Origin of the sequence: Ketobacter alkanivorans, from assembly GCF_002863865.1 — a bacterium.
In the GTDB taxonomy this organism is placed as follows: domain Bacteria; phylum Pseudomonadota; class Gammaproteobacteria; order Pseudomonadales; family Ketobacteraceae; genus Ketobacter; species Ketobacter alkanivorans.
On record NZ_CP022684.1, the window covers coordinates 358,696 to 381,782 of the forward strand.

Below are 23,087 nucleotides of genomic sequence, written 5' to 3' on the forward strand. Positions count from 1 at the left end.
CTAACTCTTTCATGCTGCTTGTAAAGATCGCAAGTTTAACAGAATCGCTATGGCCTAAGGCAAGGAATTCACTTGCGTCTAACTGAGTGGCATAAACGGGGCATCAGGTTCCGGCTCGGGAATGTTAAACTCCTCGGGATACCCCACCCGCATAAAAAACAGCCCGTACGGTGGTGCGGTGACGCCACCGAGGTTCCTGTTGCGATGACCCAGTACATCCTCGATCCATGTGAGCGGCTCTTTGCCGCTGCCTATGGCCATCAGCACCCCAGCAATATTGCGCACCATGTGCTGCAGGAAAGCATTCGCCTGTATATCCATCACGATCAAATGACCTCGACGATAAAGGCTGATGTGGTGAATTGTACGAACCGGGGACTTGGCCTGGCAGCCTTGCGCCTGGAATGAACTGAAGTCGTGCTCCCCCACCAAAACCTGGGCAGCGTGGTGCATCAAATCGGCATCAAGAGGTCGGAAGTTCCAAGTCATGTGCTGCATACCCAGAGCGGGTCTGACTGGGTGATTATAAATCACGTATCGATATGAGCGTGAAAGCGCCGAAAAGCGCGCGTGAAAAAGATCCGACACCGGTTTGGCCCAACGAACCGAGATGCTATCCGGAAGATTGGTATTGCAGCCGAAAATCCAACCTTTATCTTTGCGCAGGGATTCCGTGTCGAAATGCACTACCTGTCCAACACCGTGCACGCCGGTATCGGTTCGGCCTGCACAGATAACTTGAACCGGGTGATTGGCGACCTTGCTTAAAGCGGCTTCAAGGTTCTGCTGGACGGATTGTGGATCATGCTTTTGTCGCTGCCAGCCACAGTAATGCCTGCCATCGTACTCAACCCCCAAAGCCACCCGCATACTTTTACCCTACAAAGATAAGTCGCAACAAAACGAAAAGAGGGCCATCAAGGCCCCCTTACGAGAATGGTACGAATAAGCTAGAAAGGAATCAAGACTCAAGGCGCGTTAACAGATCCTTGGCCTCTTGCTTCTGGTTGTCATTACCTTCCACCATTACCTCATCCAAAATGTCTTTGGCGCCATCACGATCACCCATGTCGATGTAGGCTCGCGCCAAATCCAGCTTGGTGGAGGCTTCATCCGCATCGGACAGGAAATCCATCTCTTCAGATGAGTCATCGTTGTCATTCGCGGCACCTGCTGCCGGAGCCGCACCCAAACCTGAAGCAATCACAGTTGCATCCAGGTCGTCGTCTAGATTGAGGTCGGCCGGTTCAGACTTGCTTTCAGGGAAGTCTGCTTCAAGGTCAAAATCCAATTCGTCAGCCAGCTGCGCGGCAGACATGGAATCCAGAACAGGTTCGTCATCAGACGATGATTCTGGCTGCAAATCAGGCTGGATCGACTCAGGCTGTGATGGCACCTCAGCCAGTGGAAGCTCAGGCTCGGAGTCTGACGGTGGCTGAATAACGGTTTCGTCTTCGGAGAAATCCAAACTGGGTGTTTCATCCAGCTCTGTCGTCGACGCATCGAAGTCCAAATCGAAATCCATGCTTTCGTCTGTGCTGGCTTCTGGGGTCGGTGCTGATTCAGCATCGAGAGCTTCGAAATCAAGTGACAGATCAGTATCTGGAGTCTCGACATTGCTGACATCATCCAAAGAGAAGTCGGCATCGAAATCAAGGGCACCTTCATCGAGGGTGCTTTCGCCGTCAGTGGGCTCAGGCGTGGTCAGAGGCTCGCTGGGTACATCTTCCCCGAACGCCGTATCCAGGTCGAAATCCATTGCAGCTGGGTCGGATGCAGCCTCAGGCTGATCATCGCTGACAGCAGTACCTTCGTCTGTGGTTTCATCGTCCAAATTCAGATTCAAATCAAAATCCAGACCTGCCACATCGCTGGTTGCTTGTGGTTCACCTGCTGCCTCGGTTTGGTCTGCGCCGAAGCTTGCCCCGGTGTCTTCCAGATCTGCAAGATCGAAATCCAAACCAGTATCTGAATCCAGATCCAGCTCACTTTCCAGTGAGGATGTCTCTTCATCGCTGGCAGCATCGATTTCGTCGAAATCAAAGGATTCCGCCGCACCTTCTGCCAACAGGGTTTCATCACCGTCGAAGTCAGAAGCCGGTGATTCGTCTGCAACCAACGAATCTTCTATGTCACCCAGCTTGCCACGCATTGAATCGGCTCGGCTGATGTCGGCGTCGGTGCCGATATCCTGCAGCACACGATAATGATTCATGAATACTTCGGGCTCGCCCGCCTCTGCACAAACTTCACAGAGTTTAAGGCGGATATCGGCACGCTCAGGCTCATTCTGAGCGGCTTTTTCAAGCATTTCGATGGCCTGAGGGAAACGGCCATAAGCGATATAAATATCCGCTTCGCCGATAACGTCTGTGGTTTGGGGAACCGTTTCTTCCACTGCGCTGGCTTCGACGGCCTCTTCGAAGGCGTCGTCTTCTTCCAGATCAACGGAGTCCAGCTCCATTAAGCTGTCATTGTCCTGGGATTCTGGCAGCTCGAACTCTTCGGGGAAATCCTCATCGGCGGACGCATCAGCTTGTTTGCGACGAGCCGCCACCAAACCAAGCACGATCAACAGCAAAATGGCGCCGCCACCTGCCGCCAGATACATTGGGTTAGCCATTATCTGGCTCAATATATCGTCTTTCGGTTGTTCTGGCTGCGGCGCTACCGCAGGCTCGGCAGGTGTAGAGGCAACTGGTGCAGTATCTTCCACCTGAACCCCGGCAAGCTCCTGCGACATGGCATCTTGCGGCTCTTCAGCCACAGGCTCTGCTGATGTGTCTTGCGGCTCTTCGGCGAAGTTATAGTCCACTTCTTCTGCTGTTTCTTCTGGCGCAATTAACTCGCCAGCTTTGATTTCGTCCGCAGGCTCTTCGGCAACAGTTGGTTCTGAAGTGGTATCTTCAACCGGCTCAGACCCGATGCTCGATTCGGTTTGGGCAGCCTGTTGCTGTGCCGCTTCCAGCTCACGTAATTTGGCTTGCAACGCAGCGATCTGCTCGTCTTTAAGAGTCAGCACTTTCTCGGAAGTATCGAGCTGATCTTCCAGATCGTTCATGCGCAGCTTGAGTTCTTCATTTTCGATTTTGAACTTGTCTACGTTTTCTTCGGCAACCACCAATTGATCACGCAGTTGCCCCTGTTGACCACTGCCACCCTGGCCGGAATCACCGCTGTCGCTACCGCCGGACACCAGCTTCAGGCGATCAGTTGCAGGGCCACTGGAAGGATCTTGCTCACGTGAGACGCTACGGCCGCTCAGATCAACCTGACGAGCTTCGGTAGCACCGGACTTGCTTGCTACCCGCTCACGCCAGCGCCGATTTTGCTCGGCGGCAAGTGCGATGGCATCGCGATTGGTCATTGCCATCACTTCCTCTTCAGAAGGTGCTCGCAGCACGGCCCCTTTCTTGAGAAGGTTGATGTTGTCGTCAATGAATGCATCTGGATTAATTCTTTGGATGGCCATCATCGTCTGCTGGATGCTGACGCGGTCGGATGGCTTCATGTTCTTGGCAATGGCCCACAGGCTATCGTTGCCGCTGATGGTGTGGGTGCCTTCGGCAGCCTCTGCATAACCACCACTGCTGTAGCTGGGTTGAGATTGCGATACACCTTCATAGGTTGAAACCGGTGCAGCTGGCTTCGGGGCAGTGCTGGCAGTCTGCGGCGCTTTGACGGGGCTGGCTGGCTGGGCGCTATAAATAGGAGGGTCAAGCAGCAAGGTGTATTCGCGAAGCAACCTACCGGCGGGCCAGTTTACTTCCACCAGGAAGTTAAGGAAGGGTTCCTTCACAGGTTTTCGCGAACGGATCTTGATGACCGATTTGCCTTGCGCGTTGACGATGACCTCAAATTTGAGATCAGTCAGAAAATGGAAACGCTCGACGTGGGCAGCCTGGAAATCATCTGATCCGGCCAGGGATGGCAGGATCTCTGTAGCGGTGAGTTCCCTGACCTGTACCAATTCAATTTCGGCGTCCAGAGGTTCACTCAATGCTGAATTGAGCTTGATTTCACCCAAACCCAGTGCGTTGGCCAACCCAGGGATAAGCACACCCACACCAAGCATTGCAGCGGCAAGTTTACGAACCATTATCTTTTCCTTCGCTTATGTGACCACTGGACAGCAGAGCCGCCCTTTAATTTTTCTTAAATTTGCTACTTCAGGTCTCGGCATGGCCTGAGGGCAGTCTAGGCATTTCCGTTCAAACTAACCTTCGAACCAGCTGACACACAACCCGTTGCAACAAATACGCATCCAGCAACCTGCTGATTTACTAACTTATTAACTTGCTTAGGAGAGGCTTTCATTTTTGAAAGCTACCCCCTAACAAGGATAGCTTTCAATTTGTGGTTGTCAGGCAAAATCTTGAATAATCGTGACCCAGTTACCCGATTAATCTAGAACCAGCCTGACAATAGTGAGGTAAGTATCAATTATAAATAGTGTTTTATCAACTCTTCGGCGATTTGCACGCTATTGGTGGCTGCACCTTTTCTGACGTTATCAGCCACGACCCACATATCAATGCCGCGGGGATGAGATATGTCATCGCGGATGCGACCAACAAAGGTGTCGTTATTCTCTGCCGCTTCGGTCACAGCTGTAGGGTAACCACCGGGTGAGCGGGTATCCAGCACGGTTACACCAGACGCTTTTTTCAGCAATTCAGTGACCTGTTCTGCGCTGATTTTCTCCTTGGTTTCGATGTGTACTGCTTCCGAATGGCCGTAGAATACGGGCACGCGTACGCAAGTAGGGTTCACCTGGATGCTGTCATCACCGAAAATCTTCTTGGTTTCCCACACCATCTTCATTTCTTCTTTGGTGTAGCCGTTCTCAAGAAACACATCAATTTGGGGCAGTGCGTTGAATGCGATCTGCTTAGGGTATACCTCGGCTTTAATGGGCTGACCATTGAGTAGATCGCGGGTCTGCACCGCCAGTTCTTCGATGGCCTCTTTGCCGGTTCCGGATACTGCCTGGTAGGTGGCAACATTGATGCGCTCGATGCCTACTGCATCGTATATGGGCTTCAGTGCCACCAGCATTTGAATGGTGGAACAGTTGGGGTTGGCGATGATGCCGCGGGTTTTGTATTCTGCAATGGCTTGCGGATTCACCTCGGGTACCACCAGAGGGATGTCATCGTCATAGCGGAAATGAGAGGTGTTATCGATCACGATACAACCTGCCGCCGCTGCTTTCGGGGCGAATTCCTCAGAGATAGACCCACCGGCTGAAAACAGGCCGATCTGAACCTTTGAGAAATCGAACTCTGCCAGGTTCTGGACCCGGATGTTTTTGCCTTTAAATTGGATGATCTTGCCTTCGGAGCGCTCGCTGGCCAGAGGGTAAAGATTACCCACCGGGAAATCGCGTTCTTCCAGAACACGGATCATGGTTTCGCCCACTGCACCGGTTGCACCCACTACTGCTACATCGTAAGTTTTACTCATAATGTCCTTCTTCAACTATCAGTTGCTTGATTTCAATACGTTTAATACGGCTTCGCCCATTTGCGAGGTGCTCACTTTTTGCGTGCCCTCGCTGTAGATGTCCGCTGTGCGATAACCTTGATCCAGAACCTTGCTTACTGCCGCTTCGAGTCTGTCTGCCGTGGCACCATGACCCAGGGAATAACGCAGCATCATGGCTGCCGACAGGATGGTGGCCAGTGGATTGGCAATGCCCTGCCCCGCTATATCGGGCGCCGAGCCGTGACAGGGTTCGTACATGCCCTTGTTGTTCTTATCCAGTGAGGCAGAAGGCAGCATGCCGATTGAACCGGTCAGCATGGCAGCAGCATCAGAGAGAATATCCCCGAACATGTTTCCCGTCACTATCACATCGAACTGTTTGGGAGCCCGGATCAACTGCATGGCGGCGTTATCCACATACATGTGACTCAACTTAACTTCGGGATACTCTTTATTGAGATCAGTCATGATCTCGCGCCACAGCTCGGTGACTTCCAGCACGTTGGCTTTATCCACTGAGCAGAGTTTTTTGCCCCGTTTCATGGCAGCTTCAAACGCAACCCGGCCTATACGAATGATCTCAGATTCGCTGTAAACATAGGTGTTGTAACCCTGACGCTCGCCGTTCTCAAGCGTGCGGATGCCACGAGGCTGGCCGAAATAAATGCCACCGGTCAGCTCCCGTACGATAAGGATATCCAGCCCGGACACCAACTCAGGCTTGAGGCTTGATGCCTCTGCCAGCTGGGGATACAGCATTGCCGGGCGCAGATTACCAAATAACTCCATCTCGGAGCGCAAACGCAACAGGCCCTTTTCGGGGCGGATGGCGATCTCAAGAGATTCCCATTTCGGGCCACCAATGGCACCAAACAAAATGGCATCCGAGGCCTTGGCCAGCTTAAGTGCATCCTCAGTCAGGGGAACCCCGGCGGCGTCGATTGAGGCACCGCCCACCAGCGCGTGATCGAACTCGAGCCCGAGGCTCTCTTGCTCATTAACGAAACGGAGAACGTTTTCCGCCTGCTCCATGATTTCCGGGCCGATGCCATCACCGGCCATGATCAATACATTCTTGGACATTTTGAATTCCGATTAATCTGTTGATTGCTTAAAACTTGTTTACTTTATGGCGTCGAACAACCAAGGGGCTGTCTGGCGGCGCGCGGCCTCGTATTCTTTAATCAGCTGAGCATCCTGCAAGGTCAGGCCAATATCATCAAGCCCCTCTAACAGGCAATGCTTGCGAAACGGATCGACCTCGAATTCGATGACGCTGCCATCAGGCTTACGGATTTGCTGATTGGCTAAATCGATCGTTAACGCATAGCCTTCATGGGCAGCTACCTGCTTGAACAGACCCTCAATAATATCTTCAGCTAAAACAATGGGTAACAATCCATTTTTAAAGCTGTTATTGAAGAATATATCCGCAAAGCTAGGGGCTAAAACGGTTCGAAATCCAAAATCCGTTAACGCCCAGGGCGCGTGCTCACGGCTGGAACCACAGCCAAAGTTGCGACGAGCCAACAATACGCTGGCACCTTTATAACGAGGCTGATTGAGCACAAAATCAGGGTTAATCGGGCGGTTGGTACAATCCTGCCCCGGCTGACCCTCATCCAGGTAGCGCAACTCATCGAACAAGTTCGGGCCAAACCCGGTACGCTTGATGGACTTCAAAAACTGTTTGGGAATGATCAGATCCGTGTCTACGTTGGCACGATCCAATGGAGCCACGATTCCCTCAAACTGGGTATATTTTTCCACGTTAGAATCTCCTTTGGCTTAGTTGCTCAGTTCGCGCACATCGACAAAATGACCGGCGATTGCCGCTGCTGCTGCCATGGCAGGGCTAACCAGATGGGTGCGCCCCCCATAACCCTGACGCCCTTCGAAGTTTCGGTTGGAGGTGGAGGCGCAGTGCTCGCCATCACCCAACCGGTCGGCATTCATGGCCAGGCACATGGAGCATCCTGGTTCACGCCATTCGAAACCGGCCTCTACAAAAATTTTATCCAAGCCTTCATCTTCGGCCTGCTGTTTAACCAAACCAGAGCCGGGCACCACCATGGCCTGCTTGACCTTCGCCGAGACTTTGCGGCCCTTGGCCACTTCCGCCGCCGCCCGCAAATCTTCGATCCGGGAATTGGTGCAGGACCCGATAAACACCCGATCCGGCACCACGTCCGCCATGGTAATGCCGGGCTTTAGGCCCATGTAGTGATAGGCACGGCGCATACCTTCTGCTTTTACTGGATCAGACTCGGCATCTGGATCGGGCAGCTGCTCATCTATCGCTACCACCATTTCAGGTGAAGTGCCCCAGCTAACCTGAGGTTTGATAGCGCCACCATCCAGCTCAACTACTGCATCGAACTCAGCATCGGCATCGCTGTGCAAGGTGTTCCAATACTCCACAGCACGATCCCACTGCTCGCCCTTGGGCGCGTAGGTACGACCTTTGAAGTATTCGATGGTTTTATTGTCCACCGCAACCATACCGGCTCGGGCACCGGCTTCGATGGCCATATTGCAAACGGTCATACGGCCTTCCATGGACAAGCCTTCGATCACCGATCCAGCGAACTCGATGGCGTAGCCTGTTCCACCGGCAGTGCCGATTTTGGCAATGATGGCGAGCACCACATCTTTAGCCGTAACGCCAGCGCCCAATACGCCATTCACCTTGATCTGCAGACTCTTCATCTTCTTCTGAATCAAGCACTGAGTGGCCAGAACGTGTTCGACTTCTGAAGTGCCGATACCATGGGCCAGCGCACCGAAAGCACCGTGGGTAGCAGTATGAGAATCACCACATACAATGGTCATACCCGGCAGAGTAGCGCCCTGCTCCGGCCCCACCACATGCACGATACCCTGGCGAGCATCATGCATTTTGAACTCAACGATGCCAAACTCGTCGCAGTTATCGTCCAGGGTTTGCACCTGAATGCGAGACACTTCATCGGCTATAGGGCCGCTGCGATCAGTCGTTGGCACATTGTGATCCGGCGTGGCGATGTTTGCATCCAGACGCCACGGCTTACGGCCAGCCAGGCGCAAACCCTCAAACGCCTGGGGCGATGTCACTTCGTGTAACAGCTGACGATCAATGTAGATTAACGCCGTGCCGTCCTCCCGCTGTTTGACAACGTGGGCATCCCACAATTTGTCATATAAGGTTTTGCCTGCCATGGTGTGTCCTCTCTGGTGTTCATTAAACTGATATATCTGATTCTGGTAATCCTAAGCCTCGACATCACATAAAACAAATTCATATTTTTTATTCAATGGATTACCATTAGTTATACATATACTTAAAGCTTTAATTTGGGGGACAGGAATGGAGATTGCCGAGCTGAAAGCCTTTGTGGCGGTGGCCGAAGCGGGGTCGTTCTCTCAGGCTGCCCTACAGTTGCACCTGACACAGCCCGCTATCAGCAAGCGCATCAGCCTGCTGGAATCCAACCTGAACTGCCAACTGTTTGACCGTATCGGTCGCCAAACGATCCTGACAGAGGCAGGCCGGGATCTAATGCCGCGCGCCAATCGCATCCTGCAGGAAATGGAGGACATGCGCAGGGCCATGTCCAACCTCAGCGGAGAGGTCAGTGGCACCCTCAAAATTGGTACCTCCCATCACATTGGCCTGCATCGGCTGCCTCCGGTATTGAAATCGTTCTCACGGCAGTATCCTCAAGTCACGCTGGACATCCAGTTTATCGACTCCGAGATGGCGTTTGATTTGGTGATGCAAGGCAAACTGGAACTGGGTATCGTTACCCTGCCCCCCGATGATAACGGCAGCCTGCGCAACATCCCCGTGTGGGAAGACCCGCTGGCCTTTATGGTGGGTAACGATCACCCATTAGCAAAGAAAAAGCAGATCCCGTTGCAAGCGCTGGCCGATTACCCGGCCATTCTACCCAGCATGTCCACCTTCACCCGCCGTATCGTTGAGGGTATGTTTCAGGAGCACAACCTAAGAATTGATGTGCCCATTTCCACCAATTACCTGGAAACCATCAAAATGATGGCATCCATCGGACTGGGTTGGACTGTGCTACCGGCAACCATGCTGGACGATGACATCAAACCGTTACAGGTTGAAGGCGTTGCCTTGAGTCGAAGTTTGGGTGTGGTGTATCACCCTGGACATTCACTGTCTAACGCGGCCAAAGCGATTCTGGATTTGCTGAACTGACATTGGGCCGCTTTCATCTCCGTTCGGTTCAAAACAGCAGGTAACTTACGCGCCCGCTGCACCCCATTCAAAAAGGGGGATTTGTATGGCAGAAATCAGCCCTCAAAAGCGCCCATTCGATGTACGTATAAACAGTAGACAAGGGCTGCACAAAGCAAGACCATTAATTTTGATATACCGGAACTTTCGGTATTTGCTTCCGGGATATACCGAAGGTATCGTGATTTGCTCCTTGGATATCTCGAAGGTTCCTGCATTTGCAGGCCTGGATATCTCGAAACCTTCGGCTTTTGCCAGATGAATTTATAACCTATTCTAATCAATACGTTATTTAAAACAAAGACTTAGGGGAATGAGGCTTGGATATCACTAAAGGTTCGGATCACTAAGTTGTTAGGTGAAAATTAGATCATGCCAGCTATTGTTGTTCTAAAAAATGGAGTTGAGTTGGCAGCGGTTAACACTGATGCATTCAATATCATGACAGTTAACTTGCATGGCGATGTGAGTGGAGAAGAATTTTCTACCTTGGATTTCTTTGGCGGAGTTTATGGTTGTGGCGACAAAGATTGTCATTTGCTGTGGGTAAATGACGTAGATGTTGCTTGCACTGATACGATAGAAATTCGATTCGTAGATGCTGTGACGTTAGAATCGAAAGGTAAAACAATCGAAGAGATATATACAAAAGATGATTCCGGCGACCAAAATACGGAAACAATGGAGCAAACGTTTGAATATCTAGAGGGGCTTCCAAGAGCTCGCGTGAATTTTAAGTACAAAACTGAAACATCGCGCGGGGATGTCAGTATTTTTGAGACTAGCGAATCTGATTGGTCTTATCATTGCCTGGCAATGTGGCAGAATTTTAAGCCCGATAAAATTAGGGTCACTTTGACCTCAAATGAGCTTTCAAGAATCAGGCATCAAGAGGCAGGTAAAAAGCTATTTGAACACACATTACATCAAGGTGATTGGGTCAAAGTCAGCTTCATCACCTAACAATTTGCTGTACTCGGACCCAACTACGCGCCGCAAGCTTGTGATTTGCTGCGCAAACTCTGCCACAAGCTTACTCTGCTACGTTGGGCCGGTAAGCAAGGCGTTATACAACCGTGTTACCCACAATTAGTAGACATCCTTTATAGTTAGAAAATACCCCTATGGAGGTGTCCGAGATGGCACGTAAGAAGACCCAAGCATATACCGAAGAATTCCGCCGAGAGGCTGTAAACAGAGCACAGAAAGAAGGCGTAACCACAGCCCAAGTTGCGAAAGAACTGGGTGTGAGCGCCCAGCAAATCTATAATTGGCGTCGTCAGTTTACTAGGCTTTCTGATAAGCAATTCAACTCCGTAGAAGGGGTTGATTACTCCAAGCAGGAGAGCGAAGAAACGCGGAAACTGCGTAGGGAGAACAAGAAGCTCAAAGAGGAGCTTGAATTCTTAAAAAAGGCAGCTGCGTACTTTGCGAACCACCAAGAGTGAAGTACGCGCTCATTTATGAGCATATTGGCCTATATTCAATTACGTTGATGTGTCGTGTTTTGGGTGTATCACGGTCTGGTTACTATCGTTGGCTTGAACGTCCCATTAGTACCAGAGAAGCGAGACGCACGGAGATGGAGGGCCTAATCAAAGATACCTATGAGACCTTTGAAGCCATGTATGGAGCGCCTCGATTGGCCAAGGAGCTGACAGATCTGGGTCACCCTTGCTCAGTCAACTATGTAGCTAAGATCATGTCTGATCACGGAATAAAGGCCTTAAACGGCAAAGGGTTCAACTATTCCCACCATAGTCTGACCATGCATAATGTCTCGGATAACCTGTTGTGGCGTAATTTTGCTGCCAGCCGGCCTAACGAGAAATGGACGACTGATATCACCTATATTTGGGTTAAAGACCGGTGGTTGTATTTGGCGACGGTAATGGATCTGTTCTCGCGTCGAATCGTGGGCTGGAGCCTGGATACCTCGATGAAGGAGGCCTTGATTTCCAAGGCAATGGGGATGGCATTGAGCCAGCGAACCACCGCACCAGGCTTGATAGTTCATTCAGATCGAGGGACACAGTATCGTTCACAGGCATATATTGACTACCTGACGGCTAACGAGATCCGAATCAGCATGAGTCGCAAGGGTAATTGCTGGGACAACGCACCAATGGAATCTTTCTTCAGTCGGCTTAAGGTTGAGTTGATATATCCTAAGAATTACCGGACGATTGAGGAAGCTAGATCGGGCATATTTGCCTATATTGAAATCTTTTATAACCGCAAGAGAAGACATTCTGCGAATGATGGTATGAACCCTGTCGCATTCGAAGAGCAAGCAGCGATGGCTGCATAGTTAGGGTGTCTACTTTTTGTGGGGAACACCACTTAAAAGATAGTTATGAGCATTCAAGCTGATAAATACCGACATCATGGTGGCAAAGGTTGGGTGTCAGATAACACCCATTTTTCGATATTGGCAGTTACTTGGCAGCAATGGCTGGGAAGTGCAGGAGCCCACCTATACACAGCCCAGCTTATTCTTCCGGTTATTAGCGAACAGCAAAAGAAGATTGATGAGCTAATGTCTAATGGTGGGTCTGCAGTGTTTCCGCCGATGGTTACAAGCGTCTTTTTCTTTCATTGTGCTATTAGTATCGAGAATTCACTTAAAGCAGTAATCTCAGCACTAAATAGAGATTCGATAAAAAGTCATGTCTTGGTAAATGAAAGGGTTCCAAATACGATATTAGGGCATGATTTAGTGGATTTGGCACATAGGGCTAAATTTGTCATGGACATAAATTCCGAATTTATATTGGCTTTTCTAACTAGATATTCAATATGGAGCGGCAAGTATCCTTTTGCGATAAAAAATTCAGATAATTCGCTAACAGTCCAGCTCTCAGATGGAGAGCACTACTTGGTTGGGGGATATAACCCCAAAGAAGTTTCGCAGTTCTTGGATTTTTCCGAACAAATCTATACATGGTCGAGAAGCGAAGTAAATAGTTTAGATCAAAACAATGAGAAAGCAGGCAAAAGTTAACAAGTTGCAGCAAGGGACCCAGCAACAACGAAATCAAGCGAGGAAAGATTCTTTAAGTGAGTTAACCAAAGGTGTTCTATTAGGGTCCCACGACACAGCAATAGGCGGATTTGTTTATCTTAGGCGTGTTTTCGAAAAGCTTATCAAGCAGGCAGCAGATCATGCGATTTCGGATGGAGTAATATCCGAAGATGAATTTACTCCACTTAGAATGAATGAAAAAATCAGCGCAATAAGGGAGTATCTGCCTAGTTTTATCGTTGAACATCCTAAGCTTTATTCTCTATTAAGTAAGGGCGTGCACGAGCTGACAGAAGATGAATGTAGCAGAGTGTTTGATGTCATTAAGATGTCAATCGAAATGATTTTAGAGCAAAAACTTGAAGATAGAAATCGAGAGAAACGACTCGCCGAAGCTAAAAAGCAGCCTCAAAAAACGCTCCAGAAACATTAGGGATTAATGCAAATATGTCTAACAAATTGCTGCAAGGGACAAAGCGTTATGTGACCGTGCATCACAGGAAGCCAACTACACGCCACCAATTGTCTCCTGTGATGCAGGCGTTATATGCGGGTGTGCAATTTACCCACACTATACAAATGGAATAATTGAAGTAAGATTGGATTTCAATTTACAAGGAGATCACGAAAGTGAGTGAAGTATCAGAATATGAAGGAATATCGGCTGAAGACGTCGAAATGATCAAAGCCATTGTAGACGCATTCTATGGGCCAAGCATAGCTGCTCGTTTCACATCAAGCACAATAAGCGACGACACGGTCAAGCAAATTGCGTATCTTTTGGCCGAAACGGTAGATTGTAGTCAGTGGACGGACGCCGTCCCAAACCCTAGCGACATCTTAATGCCGACCAAAAACCTAAAAAAGTGGGCGCTTCGTTTAATCAGAAACGCTGGAAAGCCATTCATAAATGGTAGCGCGAAGGTCACGGTTGCATGCAAGAATTTTCGAGCAGCACAACTAAGAACGGAAGTTGTAATGTCGCTTAAATACTAAGGTTTAAAAAAATGATTCGAAATCTATTTACTATTTTTGCTATCTCATTGTTGTGTGGCTGTTCTACGCATGAGCCCATTAGCTTTAAACCGGTTCTTGGCGTAGACATTGAACTTGGGTCATCGTTCGACACTCTAGACTTTGCAGACAATGAAGTTCTAGTTTATAAGAAAAATGAACTCTTGGGCAGTATCAAAAGGGTTCAGAATACAGATGGGTCACTCACATCTATTCAAGCCCTGAGAAATGGATTCAAAGAAGCAGAAAAAGGGACGAATAAACCAGAGCCACTAAATGTTAAAGATGACTGCTTTGGTTTTGTCGTTCATACGGATAACTTCAGCACTATTTTCATAGCATCAGAAAAAGAACCATCTTCGTGGTCCGAAATCAGCGTGCGAAAATCAGATTATTCATCAGTTGTCAGCTCGCTAAAGTAGCAGGCAATAACAATCCAAGGCACGCGGAGCCAGCTACGTTGCGCAATTATTTGTGGTGTCGCTACGCTCCTTTATACCACAAAACTCGCTCCACTCCGCTGGCCCGGTGTTTGAGGCGTTAGATGCCAGAGATAATAAAGTCCATCGCGGCGATAATTTCTGATCGATACTGAGAAAGATCGAAAGCTTTTTTGCCAAGTGATTTTCGATCAATACCCGCAATCTGCTGGGTTAGCGCAACGAAATTTTTTCCATCAATTTCGAGCACGGGACAAAGCTTGGTAATGGCAGCTTTACCTGCGAAGTTAGCTGGACATAGTGGAATAACGACTGTGGTCCTCAGGTCGTCTAATAGGTTGGACTGAATGTCCAAAAGATAGGGGTAGGTTTTCTTAGTTGTTTTATTTGGGTTCTCGTAAGCGACAAACTGAGCCATTAAAAGCTCCTCAGTTCATCGCTGAAAGTGCCATGTTCTTCAACTAGCTGATTGTATGCTTCGATGGCATTCTTGTTTTGGTTCCGCCAAAGTTCTCTTTGCTTGGCGTTCACTAATTCAACTAGGGCCGCCTCGAACGTTGATGATAAATTGATCTTCAAGTCCTTGGCTTTAGCGAGTAAGTCACTGTTTATACTGACGTTTGTTGGCTTTTTGGGGGCTTGGGTATCAAAAACAGGGTTCATAGTCGGGCCTTGTGCGTGGTTTATGCGCATATAATATGTGCATACAGGCTGTGCCGCAAGGCATATAACAATTTGCTGTACTCGAATCCAACTACGCGCCTTCGGTTAGCTTAGCTTGGCGCGAAGGGCGTTCAATTTGGCCTCATGCTCCTCCAGCAAGCGCAGGCCGGCACGGATCACCTCGCTTGCAGAGCCATATCGTCCGCAGCTAAGCTGTTGTTTTATAAAGTCATCAAAGTGGTTGCCAAGGTTGACGCTAGTATTTCGTGCCATAGGGATGTACCAATGATTTTAGCGAATACCAATAAACAAGGCTGGGTTTAACAAATGGATAGCTCTACGGGGCTCAACATAAGCGGGTCGCTCGCAAACTTTAGTTGCGGTAGGTAAGGCGCCCCTTGATACCTTGCTGGCGATACCAGTCCAACGTCCAGGGTTTGGCGGTAACTCTATCCTGCGCCCAGTAGGCAATAAGATACGCCCAGCATTTCGTTGCAACTGGCTGCGCACCACAACTCATTTGATCCAATAAAACCTGCACCCTGACTCGGCGATAAAGCTCGCCCTCGTATTGATCGAGTTTCACCAGTTCCTGCTGAGTAATGCCGGAGATCAGCATACCCGGTACAGAGGCGGTGGCCTCAGGTACGATTCCTGGAAAGTTGGCCCGCGCTACCAAGCCCACCCGATAACCAGTCAAGGTTGCAGGCTCACCCTGCAGCGCTCTACCCATTACCCGTTCTGTGATTTCAGGAAGCTGTAAGGTGCCATAGGCAAACAGATTGTGCAGCATCATGCTTTAACGCAGGGCAGCAAGATCGATCTGATTAAAATCAGTAACGTGTGGATGAGCACCAAAGCCTTCACCAATGCACTCTCGATCCAGTGCCAGGGTTAACACACCCGCCTCTGCTGCGGCATCCAACTCCGCCACCACGTCCGACAGGAACAAAATCTCATGTCCGGGCAGGCCAAGGGTTTGTTTGATCTGCTCGTAAGAAGCGGATTCGCGCTTGCCACCAATCCGTGTATCAAAGAAGTGGTCAAACAGTGGGGTGAGATCCCCTGCCTCGCTGTAGCCAAACAATAATTTCTGGGCAGCCTCGGAGCCTGAAGAATAAATACTGAGTTGAATGCCTTGCTGCTTCCAGCCCTTCAACTTGGTGGCCACTTCAGGATATAAGTGCCCTTTCAGGCTGCCATCTTCATAACCGGATCGCCAGATCATACCTTGCAGGGTTTTTAATGGCGTGATTTTCAGATCCTGCTCGATCCAATTAACGAGGATCTCGCCCACCCGCTCCACGCTGGCGTCTGGCTCCCCTGCTTCTGCCCGAACGGCGCTGATTTCGGCTGCCACTGTCGGCACTGCTGCATTATCAACGACATAATCCTGGATTCTGGCTTTGGCGTATGGAAACAGCACGTCTGCCACAAAGGAAATACTGGTGGTGGTGCCTTCAATATCGGTCACGATGGCTTTAACGGGTGAGGATTCGGTCACTTGGCTAATGCCTCATAACGGGGAAACTCATCAGCGATTTTCTCACCGGTAAAATTGGCCACCCAGCCATCAGGGTTGGTGAACAGTCGCACCGCAGTAAAATTAGGGCTGTCACCCATGTCAAACCAATGCCGGGTATTGGCCGGAACGCTGATCAGATCGTTCTTGCAGCAGCGCACGGCATATACTCCATCATCCAAATGCAGATAGAACACACCATCGCCTTTGACGAAAAAACGCACCTCGTCTTCGGAGTGAGTGTGTTCATTCAGAAACTTATTGCGCAGGGCGATTTTGTCAGGGTGATTGGGCGTCATGTTGATCACGTCAGCCGTTTGGTAACCGCCCTCCTGCTGTAATTTTTCGATGGAATCGGCATAGGCGTTAAGAATATCGTCGGCTGTGGAATCCGCTGTGATAGGGAAGTTAGCCTCCCACTGCTCGAACTGAATGCCTTTGCGGCCCAGGATTCGGGCTATTTCATTCTGATCTTCGGTGGTCAGATCCGCTTGCCCTGCGTCTTTATCGTTATACACATACAGAGTGCTCATGGGTTTCTCCTGTTATTTAAGCAGCAAGCAACTTTTGTATTCGCATTCCATCAGGAACTCCATCGCCTCGCTGTGGCGTTTGGCTTCGGCAACGGTGCTGCCCCAGCTGTATATGCCATGGCCTGCAAGAATGAATGCAGGGCAACTGGGGTTAGATGCCAGATAGGTATCTATCTCGCGCCCAAGCGCCATCATGTCCTGGTTATTGCCGTAAACCGGAACTGAGATTTCCTGCTCATGGGAGGTAACCCCCCGGAACGCCTTCTGCATCTCGTAGTTGTTGAAGCGAATTTCGCCGTTCCAGATAGCACGACTGAACACCGTGCCGTATACGGAATGAGTATGAATAATGTAACGCGCATCTTGTGCATGACCGTAAATAAGCGCATGCAGTAGTGTTTCTGCAGAGGGCTTTTTATCGCTGTTATAAGGGTTACCTTTGGAATCCACTTCCATCAGATCGTTTTCAGTCAGCTCACCTTTTGCGTTACCGGAAACGGTGATCAGGATGCGCTGCTGGTCGATGCGAGCGGACAGGTTGCCACTGGTGGCCGGGCACCAGTTATGGGCATCAACCCACTTTCCGATATTGATAACATCCTGCTTAAGCTGATTCAGTTCCGTCATGAGATATCCTGTTGGTTGAATGAGAGGACAGCGCCATGGCCAGTATGCCAGCCGCCAGCGCCACTCCTGCTGCCATAAAGTAAGCCATGGAACCACCCCAGTTTTCAACAATGAATCCTGAAAGATAGGCACCCACTGCTCCACCGGCACCAAAACTGAGGGCGCTGTACATGGCTTGGCCCTGCCCGGATGCCTGGGTGCTGAAATATCGGTGAATCAAGTGCATGGCGATGGCGTGAAACACTCCGAAGCTTGCGGCGTGACTGATTTGCGCTAAAAAGATAATCCAGCCTTGATCCGGGAACAGCCCGGTTACCAGCCAGCGCAGCGCAGTAATCAATAGGCAATAAAACGCCAGACTGCGCACGCTATAGCGATCAAAAAGTTTGTGGGCGATCAGAAATACACCAATTTCAGCGATAACCCCCAATGCCCATAGCCAGCCAATGGCGGTTTTGCTGTAGGCGTAATCCTCAAGATAGATCGAAAAGAAGGTGTAATAAGGGCCATGCGATATTTGCAGCAAGAAACAGATACTGAAAAACAAAATGGGTTGAGGTGATTTGAGTTGCTGCAGGAACGCTGACAGACTGCCCCGCTGCCGGGCCCCTTGCCCTGAGCCGCTGACCGTGAAGCTGGAAATCGCAATCAACGCCAACAGCCCGGTGAGTATGGCTGGCAGCAATTGCAACGAATGGCGCTCGAAAAACCACCCAAGCCCCACAACCGCCAACACGAATCCAACCGACCCCCACAACCGAATACGGCTGTACTGTTCGGTGGCGCGATCAAGATGGCGCAGAGTCACCACTTCAAATTGCGGCAGAATGGCATTCCAGAAGAAACTGAAACCTGCCATCACCAAGGCTACACCCCAAAACCCTGGCTCAAGGAAAATAAAACAGAATATGAATAACGCCAGCATTGACCCAAGCCTGATCACCCAAAGGCGTTTACCGGTATGGTCTGCCAGCCAGCCCCACATGTTGGGTGCAATCAGTTTAGTGCCCACCAGAATGGCCATTAACTGGCCTATCTGCGCCAAGCTGAAACCCTGTTCACGCAGAAACAGACCCCAGAACGGGAGCATGGCGCCCAGCAATCCAAAGTAATTAAAGTAGAACGCGGATAGACGCCAATAGGGTACCTGGTTCGACACCACTTACCCCTGGACAGCTCCAGGAACCACCGGGGTACCGGAAGCCACATCCGCGTTTTGGCCGCGATGACGCAGTACATGATCCAACAACACCATGGCCATCATGGCCTCGGCGATGGGGGTAGCGCGCACACCCACACAAGGGTCGTGTCTGCCTGTGGTGACCACTTCGATAGGGTTGCCAGCCTTGTCGATGCTGCGCCCGGGTATACGTAAGCTGGAGGTGGGTTTTAGCGCGATGTGCGCAATAATGTCCTGCCCGGATGAGATGCCGCCGAGGATGCCGCCCGCGTTATTGGAAAGGAAGCCAGCCGGGGTGATTTCATCCCGATGCTGCTCTCCACGCTGCGTAACACACTCAAAACCTGCGCCAATCTCAACACCTTTTACCGCATTAATGCTCATCAAGGCGTGGGCCAGCTCCGCATCCAATCGATCAAAAATGGGCTCACCTAAGCCAGGCATCACGCCGCTTGCCACTACGGTCACCCTGGCACCGATGGAGCTGCCGTCGCGGCGCAACTGGTCGATCAGGGCTTCCATTTCTGGCACTACGGCAGGGTCAGGGCAAAAGAACGGATTTTGTTCAACTGCATCCCAATCAAACGCCTTGGGTTTGATGTCGCCAATCTGTGACACATAGCCTCGGACTTCAATACCGAACTTTTCCTTCAGGTACTTTTTGGCAATGGCCCCAGCGGCGACACGCATGGCCGTTTCGCGGGCAGAAGAACGACCGCCACCGCGATAATCTCTCACGCCGTATTTCTGGTGGTAGGTGTAATCTGCATGAGCCGGTCGGAAAGTATCTTTAATATCGGAGTAATCTTTGGATTTCTGATCTTTGTTCATGATCAGCAGGCCGATGGACGTGCCAGTGGTTTGACCCTCAAATACACCGGACAGGATCTGAACTTCATCATCCTCTCGCCGTTGGGTGGTGTATTTGGATGTGCCGGGCTTACGGCGATCCAGATCCCGTTGCAGGTCAGCCTCGGTCAATTCCAGCCCAGGCGGGCAGCCATCAACGATACAGCCCAGAGCAATACCATGACTTTCTCCAAAGGTAGTAACGGTGAACAGCTTTCCGAATGTGTTTCCTGACATGATACGCTCTGAGATTGGTGAGTTTGATGCGCCGGTCATTATACCGGTCACCCCTGCAACATGCTAAAGCAATTTAGACTGTGTCTAGTATTTGAAATTCAATAACTTATTGGGCTTTATTAAAGTACAAAATCAGCTTGATGATGGTCGATCTGCTCTTTGGTGAGGACAAATACACCCATGCCACCCCGCTCGAATTCCAGCCAGGTGAACCCCACGTTCGGATAGGCCAGCTCCAGCGCCTCCCAGGAGTTACCCACCTCGATCACGGCAATACCGCCAGGGTTGAGATGGCGCGACAGCTCGGGCAACATTCGACGCACGATATCCAGTCCGTCAGCACCGGCTTCCAGCCCCATGCGGGGCTCATGATGGAACTCGTCCGCCAGCGCGTCCATATCCTGCTTGTCTACATAAGGAGGGTTGGAGACGATGATGTCGTAGGTGCGCCCATCCAGTGCTTCGAACAAGTCAGAATAAATGACATTAACTTGGTGTTCTGCACCCAGGGACTGCACATTCTGCTCCGCCACATCCAGTGCATCCTCGCTGAGATCCACACAATCCACCAAGGCATCGGGAAAATACTGGGCGCAGGCAATGCCAATGCAACCACTGCCAGTGCACATATCCAGAATGCTTTCGACCTGATCGGGATCCACCCAAGGGGAGAACTGGTTTTCAATCAGCTCCCCAATGGGCGAGCGAGGAATAAGCACCCGCTGATCGACTTTAAACGGAATCCCGGCAAACCATCCGGTGCCGGTTAAATAGGAGGTGGGCACCCGCTCTACCACTCTTCGCGTCAACAGACGACAAATGGCGCTGCGCTCTGAGGCCAGCACGCGGGCATCCTGAATGCGAACATCAATGTCCCAGGGAAGGTGCAGAGCATGCAATACCAGCGCAACGGCCTCATCCCAAGGATCATCAAAACCGTGTCCAAGCACCACTTGATGCTCGTTAAACAAGCTGACCGACCAACGCAAAAAATCACGAATGGTCACCAGCTCGGCGATAGCCTCATCGGTGTTTATGATGTCCTGACTGATATCTGTGTGGGCAACCATGATGTCTCGTCCGCTGCAAAAAGCGGGATTTTACATGGTTAAGGCGAAATGCTCTAACGCCTTGTGCGCATTCGGGAACGAATAAGAGCTCGAGTACGCTGACGGCGTTGACGGGAAACAGGATTGGTCTTGATATTGCGCGGCATAGGGGTGGCTGGCTTCATGGGTAGCACACTCTGGGTCGGCTTTTGATTCAATAAAAAATAGACCAATTTGATCAAAATACAACCAGAGCGACCCGTTACGGATTCCAGACAGGATCAACCCACTCTATCCAGGCATCACCAGGGGCCTCGGAGCGAGGGGCGCTGTTGCCGACATCCACCACTTCGATGCTGAACCCGGCGGCCTGCAGCGCTGCCTTTAACGGGCTGGCAATATCAACGTTCAGCGCCGGGCCGTGCCGATGTACAACCAACTGTTTGCCGCCTTTTAACCCAATGTATGGGCTGAGTTTGTCTACCAGAGGCTTAATATCCGGTTTACCCCCATCAATCACCGCCTCCCCTATGATCACAAATCCCTGATGACCCAACATATCTTTGAAACGGGCTTCGTCGAGCATCAGGTCGGGCACCGATAAGGATTCTTCGTAAAAGTAGATGCGGCGGTTGGGGCGCTCCACCAAATAGTAAACATGATAGCGCTGGGCGCCTTTGTCTCTGACAACCCATAAATTCTGGTTGCGGTCATTGCCGTACAGATTGGGCTGCCGGAACACCGAATTGGCCCAGGCAAAGCTTTCGCCGCAATCGCGGCCCTTACAGGAATACAGCTGCTCGAACTGCGGCTCTTGAGTAAGGTTGTCTACCCGGGTCTGCGCTTCATTAAGAGACTCAGCCCCGGACAACTCCCATAAAACCGATTTAAATTCACCTTTCAGACGCTTTACCCGCGCGGGCACATCGCGCCCAATGGAGCGATCAAATCGCACTTTACCAAGGGGCAAACTGTATTGCCGATCCTGATCCAGCGCCTCAGAGACATTGCGCGGCTGTTGAAACAGTCCCTCGGCAACGTTAGCCTGGGCCCAGCCCGCAACCCCGAAAAATGCAGTAACAAATATTAGTTTGCTCAGAATACTCATAATTTTCCTGTCCACTCAACGGTTTAGAAACTAGCAGAGCGCAGTATTCGATTCAAGCAGTGTTCAACTACGGTGCAAATTACTCTACCATCAATCGCCATTCCAGACTTCAATTACCTTAAGGACACAGCAATGGATCGCTCAGGTGCAAAGCGCGTATTAATTACCGGGGGTGCCAGCGGACTTGGCAAAGCAATGGCGATGACGTTCGCTAAACACGGCCATCATGTCGCCATCGTGGATCTAAATGATGAGCGCGGCCAAGCCGCTCTGACCGAGCTGAATGCCTATAAAGTAGACGCGTTATACCAACGTTGTGACGTACGCAATATCGAGGACATTAAATCTGCGGTGGACACGGTGCAGAAGCGTTGGGGCGGACTGGATGTCATGATCAATAACGCCGGTGTTGCTGCCGGTGGCCCATTTGACTGGATCAGCAGCGAGGACTGGGAATGGGTCATGGACATTAACTTTTTTGGTGTATTGCGGGGCTGCCAGGCGGCCATTCCACTGATGAAAAATCAATCTGCTGGGCATATTGTCAATATTGCATCCATGGCCGGCCTGCTGAACCCTCCCGGCATGAGCAACTACAACGTATCCAAAGCAGCTGTTGTTTCGTTATCGGAAACCCTGGCATGCGAGCTGCAACCCCATGGGATCGGGGTAACCTGTGTGTGCCCTTCTTTCTTCAAAACCAACCTGGGTGAATCCATGCGCTCGCCCGACCAAACCACCTCCGCCAAACTCGAGAAACTGGTGGAAGGGGCAAGCGAACTCAGTGCCGATGACATTGCGGCGGCGGTTTATGAAGCAGTTGAATCAAGCCAGTTTCTGGTAATGCCCCACGACAAAGCCCGCAAGGCCTGGGATTACAAGTGTCGCGACCTGGATAAGCACCTACAGGCGCAGTTGCCACTGGCTCAGCAGGTGAAAGATCAAGCGCAGCGCTCAGATTAGAGCCTGCGCCCCCCTTTAACCATCGCCTCCCGATATTCGACAAGTCAGAAGTTACCGACCAGGCTGGATTTTGTGATATGCATCACATTTCTAGCGTCTCAATATCCATATCAAAGGGAGCAGTGCCAGATGGTTCTAAGGCAA

General features: G+C 50.6%; 26 protein-coding genes. 9 read left to right on the forward strand and 17 right to left on the reverse strand.

The annotated features are described in order from the left end of the window. Positions 1-78 precede the first annotated feature (78 nt). From truA to leuC, 6 genes are all read right to left on the reverse strand, one after another. Positions 79-870, reverse strand: coding sequence for a tRNA pseudouridine(38-40) synthase TruA (gene truA / locus Kalk_RS01625; protein ID WP_101892547.1), 792 nt, complete (start codon positions 868-870; stop codon positions 79-81). A gap of 91 nt (positions 871-961) precedes the next feature. After that, complete coding sequence (locus Kalk_RS01630; protein ID WP_101892548.1) at positions 962-4,099, reverse strand: FimV/HubP family polar landmark protein; 3,138 nt, start codon at positions 4,097-4,099, stop codon at positions 962-964. A 344-nt stretch (positions 4,100-4,443) separates the two neighbouring features. Next, positions 4,444-5,466, reverse strand: a complete 1,023-nt coding sequence (locus Kalk_RS01635) for an aspartate-semialdehyde dehydrogenase (protein ID WP_101892549.1) — start codon at positions 5,464-5,466, stop codon at positions 4,444-4,446. Positions 5,467-5,484: 18 nt separating this feature from the next. Further along, positions 5,485-6,570: a 3-isopropylmalate dehydrogenase gene (leuB, locus tag Kalk_RS01640; RefSeq protein WP_101892550.1), complete on the reverse strand. Its 1,086-nt coding sequence runs from the start codon at positions 6,568-6,570 to the stop codon at positions 5,485-5,487. Positions 6,571-6,609: 39 nt separating this feature from the next. Further along, positions 6,610-7,257 (reverse strand): 3-isopropylmalate dehydratase small subunit, encoded by a 648-nt coding sequence (gene leuD, locus Kalk_RS01645; RefSeq protein ID WP_101892551.1) that lies wholly within the window; start codon positions 7,255-7,257, stop codon positions 6,610-6,612. Between the two features lie 18 nt (positions 7,258-7,275). Next, positions 7,276-8,685, reverse strand: coding sequence for a 3-isopropylmalate dehydratase large subunit (gene leuC, locus Kalk_RS01650; RefSeq protein ID WP_101892552.1), 1,410 nt, complete (start codon positions 8,683-8,685; stop codon positions 7,276-7,278). Between the two features lie 148 nt (positions 8,686-8,833). Here leuC and Kalk_RS01655 point away from each other — a divergent pair, with 148 nt between their 5' ends. From Kalk_RS01655 to Kalk_RS01690, 8 genes are all read left to right on the forward strand, one after another. Further along, the gene (locus Kalk_RS01655) at positions 8,834-9,694 is read left to right on the forward strand and encodes a LysR family transcriptional regulator (RefSeq protein ID WP_101892553.1); all 861 of its coding nucleotides are present in this window, start codon (positions 8,834-8,836) and stop codon (positions 9,692-9,694) included. 411 nt (positions 9,695-10,105) lie between these two features. Beyond that, positions 10,106-10,696, forward strand: coding sequence for a hypothetical protein (locus tag Kalk_RS01660; protein WP_101892554.1), 591 nt, complete (start codon positions 10,106-10,108; stop codon positions 10,694-10,696). A gap of 176 nt (positions 10,697-10,872) precedes the next feature. Then, the gene (locus Kalk_RS01665) at positions 10,873-11,181 is read left to right on the forward strand and encodes a transposase (protein WP_199767990.1); all 309 of its coding nucleotides are present in this window, start codon (positions 10,873-10,875) and stop codon (positions 11,179-11,181) included. Then, positions 11,178-12,044 carry an IS3 family transposase gene (locus Kalk_RS01670; RefSeq protein ID WP_101892555.1) on the forward strand — a complete coding sequence of 289 codons (867 nt, stop codon included), beginning with the start codon at positions 11,178-11,180 and terminating at the stop codon, positions 12,042-12,044. Before Kalk_RS01665 ends, Kalk_RS01670 begins: the two co-directional genes overlap by 4 nt. A gap of 45 nt (positions 12,045-12,089) precedes the next feature. Beyond that, the gene (locus Kalk_RS01675) at positions 12,090-12,737 is read left to right on the forward strand and encodes a HEPN domain-containing protein (RefSeq protein WP_101892556.1); all 648 of its coding nucleotides are present in this window, start codon (positions 12,090-12,092) and stop codon (positions 12,735-12,737) included. Continuing rightward, positions 12,715-13,191, forward strand: coding sequence for a hypothetical protein (locus tag Kalk_RS01680; protein ID WP_101892557.1), 477 nt, complete (start codon positions 12,715-12,717; stop codon positions 13,189-13,191). Before Kalk_RS01675 ends, Kalk_RS01680 begins: the two co-directional genes overlap by 23 nt. A 197-nt stretch (positions 13,192-13,388) precedes the next feature. After that, positions 13,389-13,754, forward strand: coding sequence for a hypothetical protein (locus Kalk_RS01685; protein WP_101892558.1), 366 nt, complete (start codon positions 13,389-13,391; stop codon positions 13,752-13,754). A gap of 11 nt (positions 13,755-13,765) precedes the next feature. Further along, positions 13,766-14,194, forward strand: coding sequence for a hypothetical protein (locus tag Kalk_RS01690; RefSeq protein ID WP_101892559.1), 429 nt, complete (start codon positions 13,766-13,768; stop codon positions 14,192-14,194). 118 nt (positions 14,195-14,312) lie between these two features. On the opposite strand, the gene Kalk_RS01695 is transcribed toward Kalk_RS01690, so the two are convergent. The 11 genes from Kalk_RS01695 to Kalk_RS01745 all read right to left on the reverse strand — a co-directional run bounded on the left by Kalk_RS01695 (position 14,313) and on the right by Kalk_RS01745 (position 21,980). Next, complete coding sequence (locus Kalk_RS01695; RefSeq protein ID WP_101892560.1) at positions 14,313-14,630, reverse strand: CcdB family protein; 318 nt, start codon at positions 14,628-14,630, stop codon at positions 14,313-14,315. After that, positions 14,630-14,875, reverse strand: a complete 246-nt coding sequence (locus Kalk_RS01700) for a type II toxin-antitoxin system CcdA family antitoxin (protein WP_101896169.1) — start codon at positions 14,873-14,875, stop codon at positions 14,630-14,632. Before Kalk_RS01700 ends, Kalk_RS01695 begins: the two co-directional genes overlap by 1 nt. Positions 14,876-14,980: 105 nt before the next feature. Then, positions 14,981-15,148: a type II toxin-antitoxin system ParD family antitoxin gene (locus Kalk_RS01705; protein ID WP_101892561.1), complete on the reverse strand. Its 168-nt coding sequence runs from the start codon at positions 15,146-15,148 to the stop codon at positions 14,981-14,983. Positions 15,149-15,248: 100 nt separating this feature from the next. Beyond that, complete coding sequence (locus tag Kalk_RS01710; RefSeq protein WP_101892562.1) at positions 15,249-15,671, reverse strand: gamma-glutamylcyclotransferase family protein; 423 nt, start codon at positions 15,669-15,671, stop codon at positions 15,249-15,251. A 3-nt stretch (positions 15,672-15,674) separates the two neighbouring features. Further along, positions 15,675-16,379, reverse strand: a complete 705-nt coding sequence (gene mtnC / locus Kalk_RS01715; RefSeq protein WP_101892563.1) for an acireductone synthase — start codon at positions 16,377-16,379, stop codon at positions 15,675-15,677. Next, entirely contained in the window at positions 16,376-16,930 is a 555-nt protein-coding gene (locus Kalk_RS01720) for a 1,2-dihydroxy-3-keto-5-methylthiopentene dioxygenase (protein WP_101892564.1), read from the reverse strand. The genes mtnC and Kalk_RS01720 overlap by 4 nt, the downstream gene beginning before the upstream one ends. Before the next feature lie 12 nt (positions 16,931-16,942). Beyond that, positions 16,943-17,557, reverse strand: a complete 615-nt coding sequence (locus tag Kalk_RS01725) for a methylthioribulose 1-phosphate dehydratase (RefSeq protein WP_101892565.1) — start codon at positions 17,555-17,557, stop codon at positions 16,943-16,945. Beyond that, complete coding sequence (locus Kalk_RS01730) at positions 17,535-18,716, reverse strand: MFS transporter (RefSeq protein WP_101896170.1); 1,182 nt, start codon at positions 18,714-18,716, stop codon at positions 17,535-17,537. The genes Kalk_RS01725 and Kalk_RS01730 overlap by 23 nt, the downstream gene beginning before the upstream one ends. A gap of 3 nt (positions 18,717-18,719) precedes the next feature. After that, positions 18,720-19,823 carry a chorismate synthase gene (gene aroC, locus Kalk_RS01735; protein ID WP_101896171.1) on the reverse strand — a complete coding sequence of 368 codons (1,104 nt, stop codon included), beginning with the start codon at positions 19,821-19,823 and terminating at the stop codon, positions 18,720-18,722. 119 nt (positions 19,824-19,942) lie between these two features. Then, on the reverse strand, positions 19,943-20,893 hold the full coding sequence (gene prmB, locus Kalk_RS01740; protein ID WP_101892566.1) for a 50S ribosomal protein L3 N(5)-glutamine methyltransferase: 951 nt from the start codon (positions 20,891-20,893) through the stop codon (positions 19,943-19,945). 241 nt (positions 20,894-21,134) lie between these two features. Beyond that, complete coding sequence (locus tag Kalk_RS01745; protein WP_101892567.1) at positions 21,135-21,980, reverse strand: DUF4892 domain-containing protein; 846 nt, start codon at positions 21,978-21,980, stop codon at positions 21,135-21,137. Positions 21,981-22,112: 132 nt separating this feature from the next. Here Kalk_RS01745 and Kalk_RS01750 point away from each other — a divergent pair, with 132 nt between their 5' ends. After that, positions 22,113-22,943, forward strand: coding sequence for an SDR family oxidoreductase (locus tag Kalk_RS01750; RefSeq protein ID WP_101892568.1), 831 nt, complete (start codon positions 22,113-22,115; stop codon positions 22,941-22,943). The last annotated feature ends 144 nt before the right edge of the window (positions 22,944-23,087 follow it).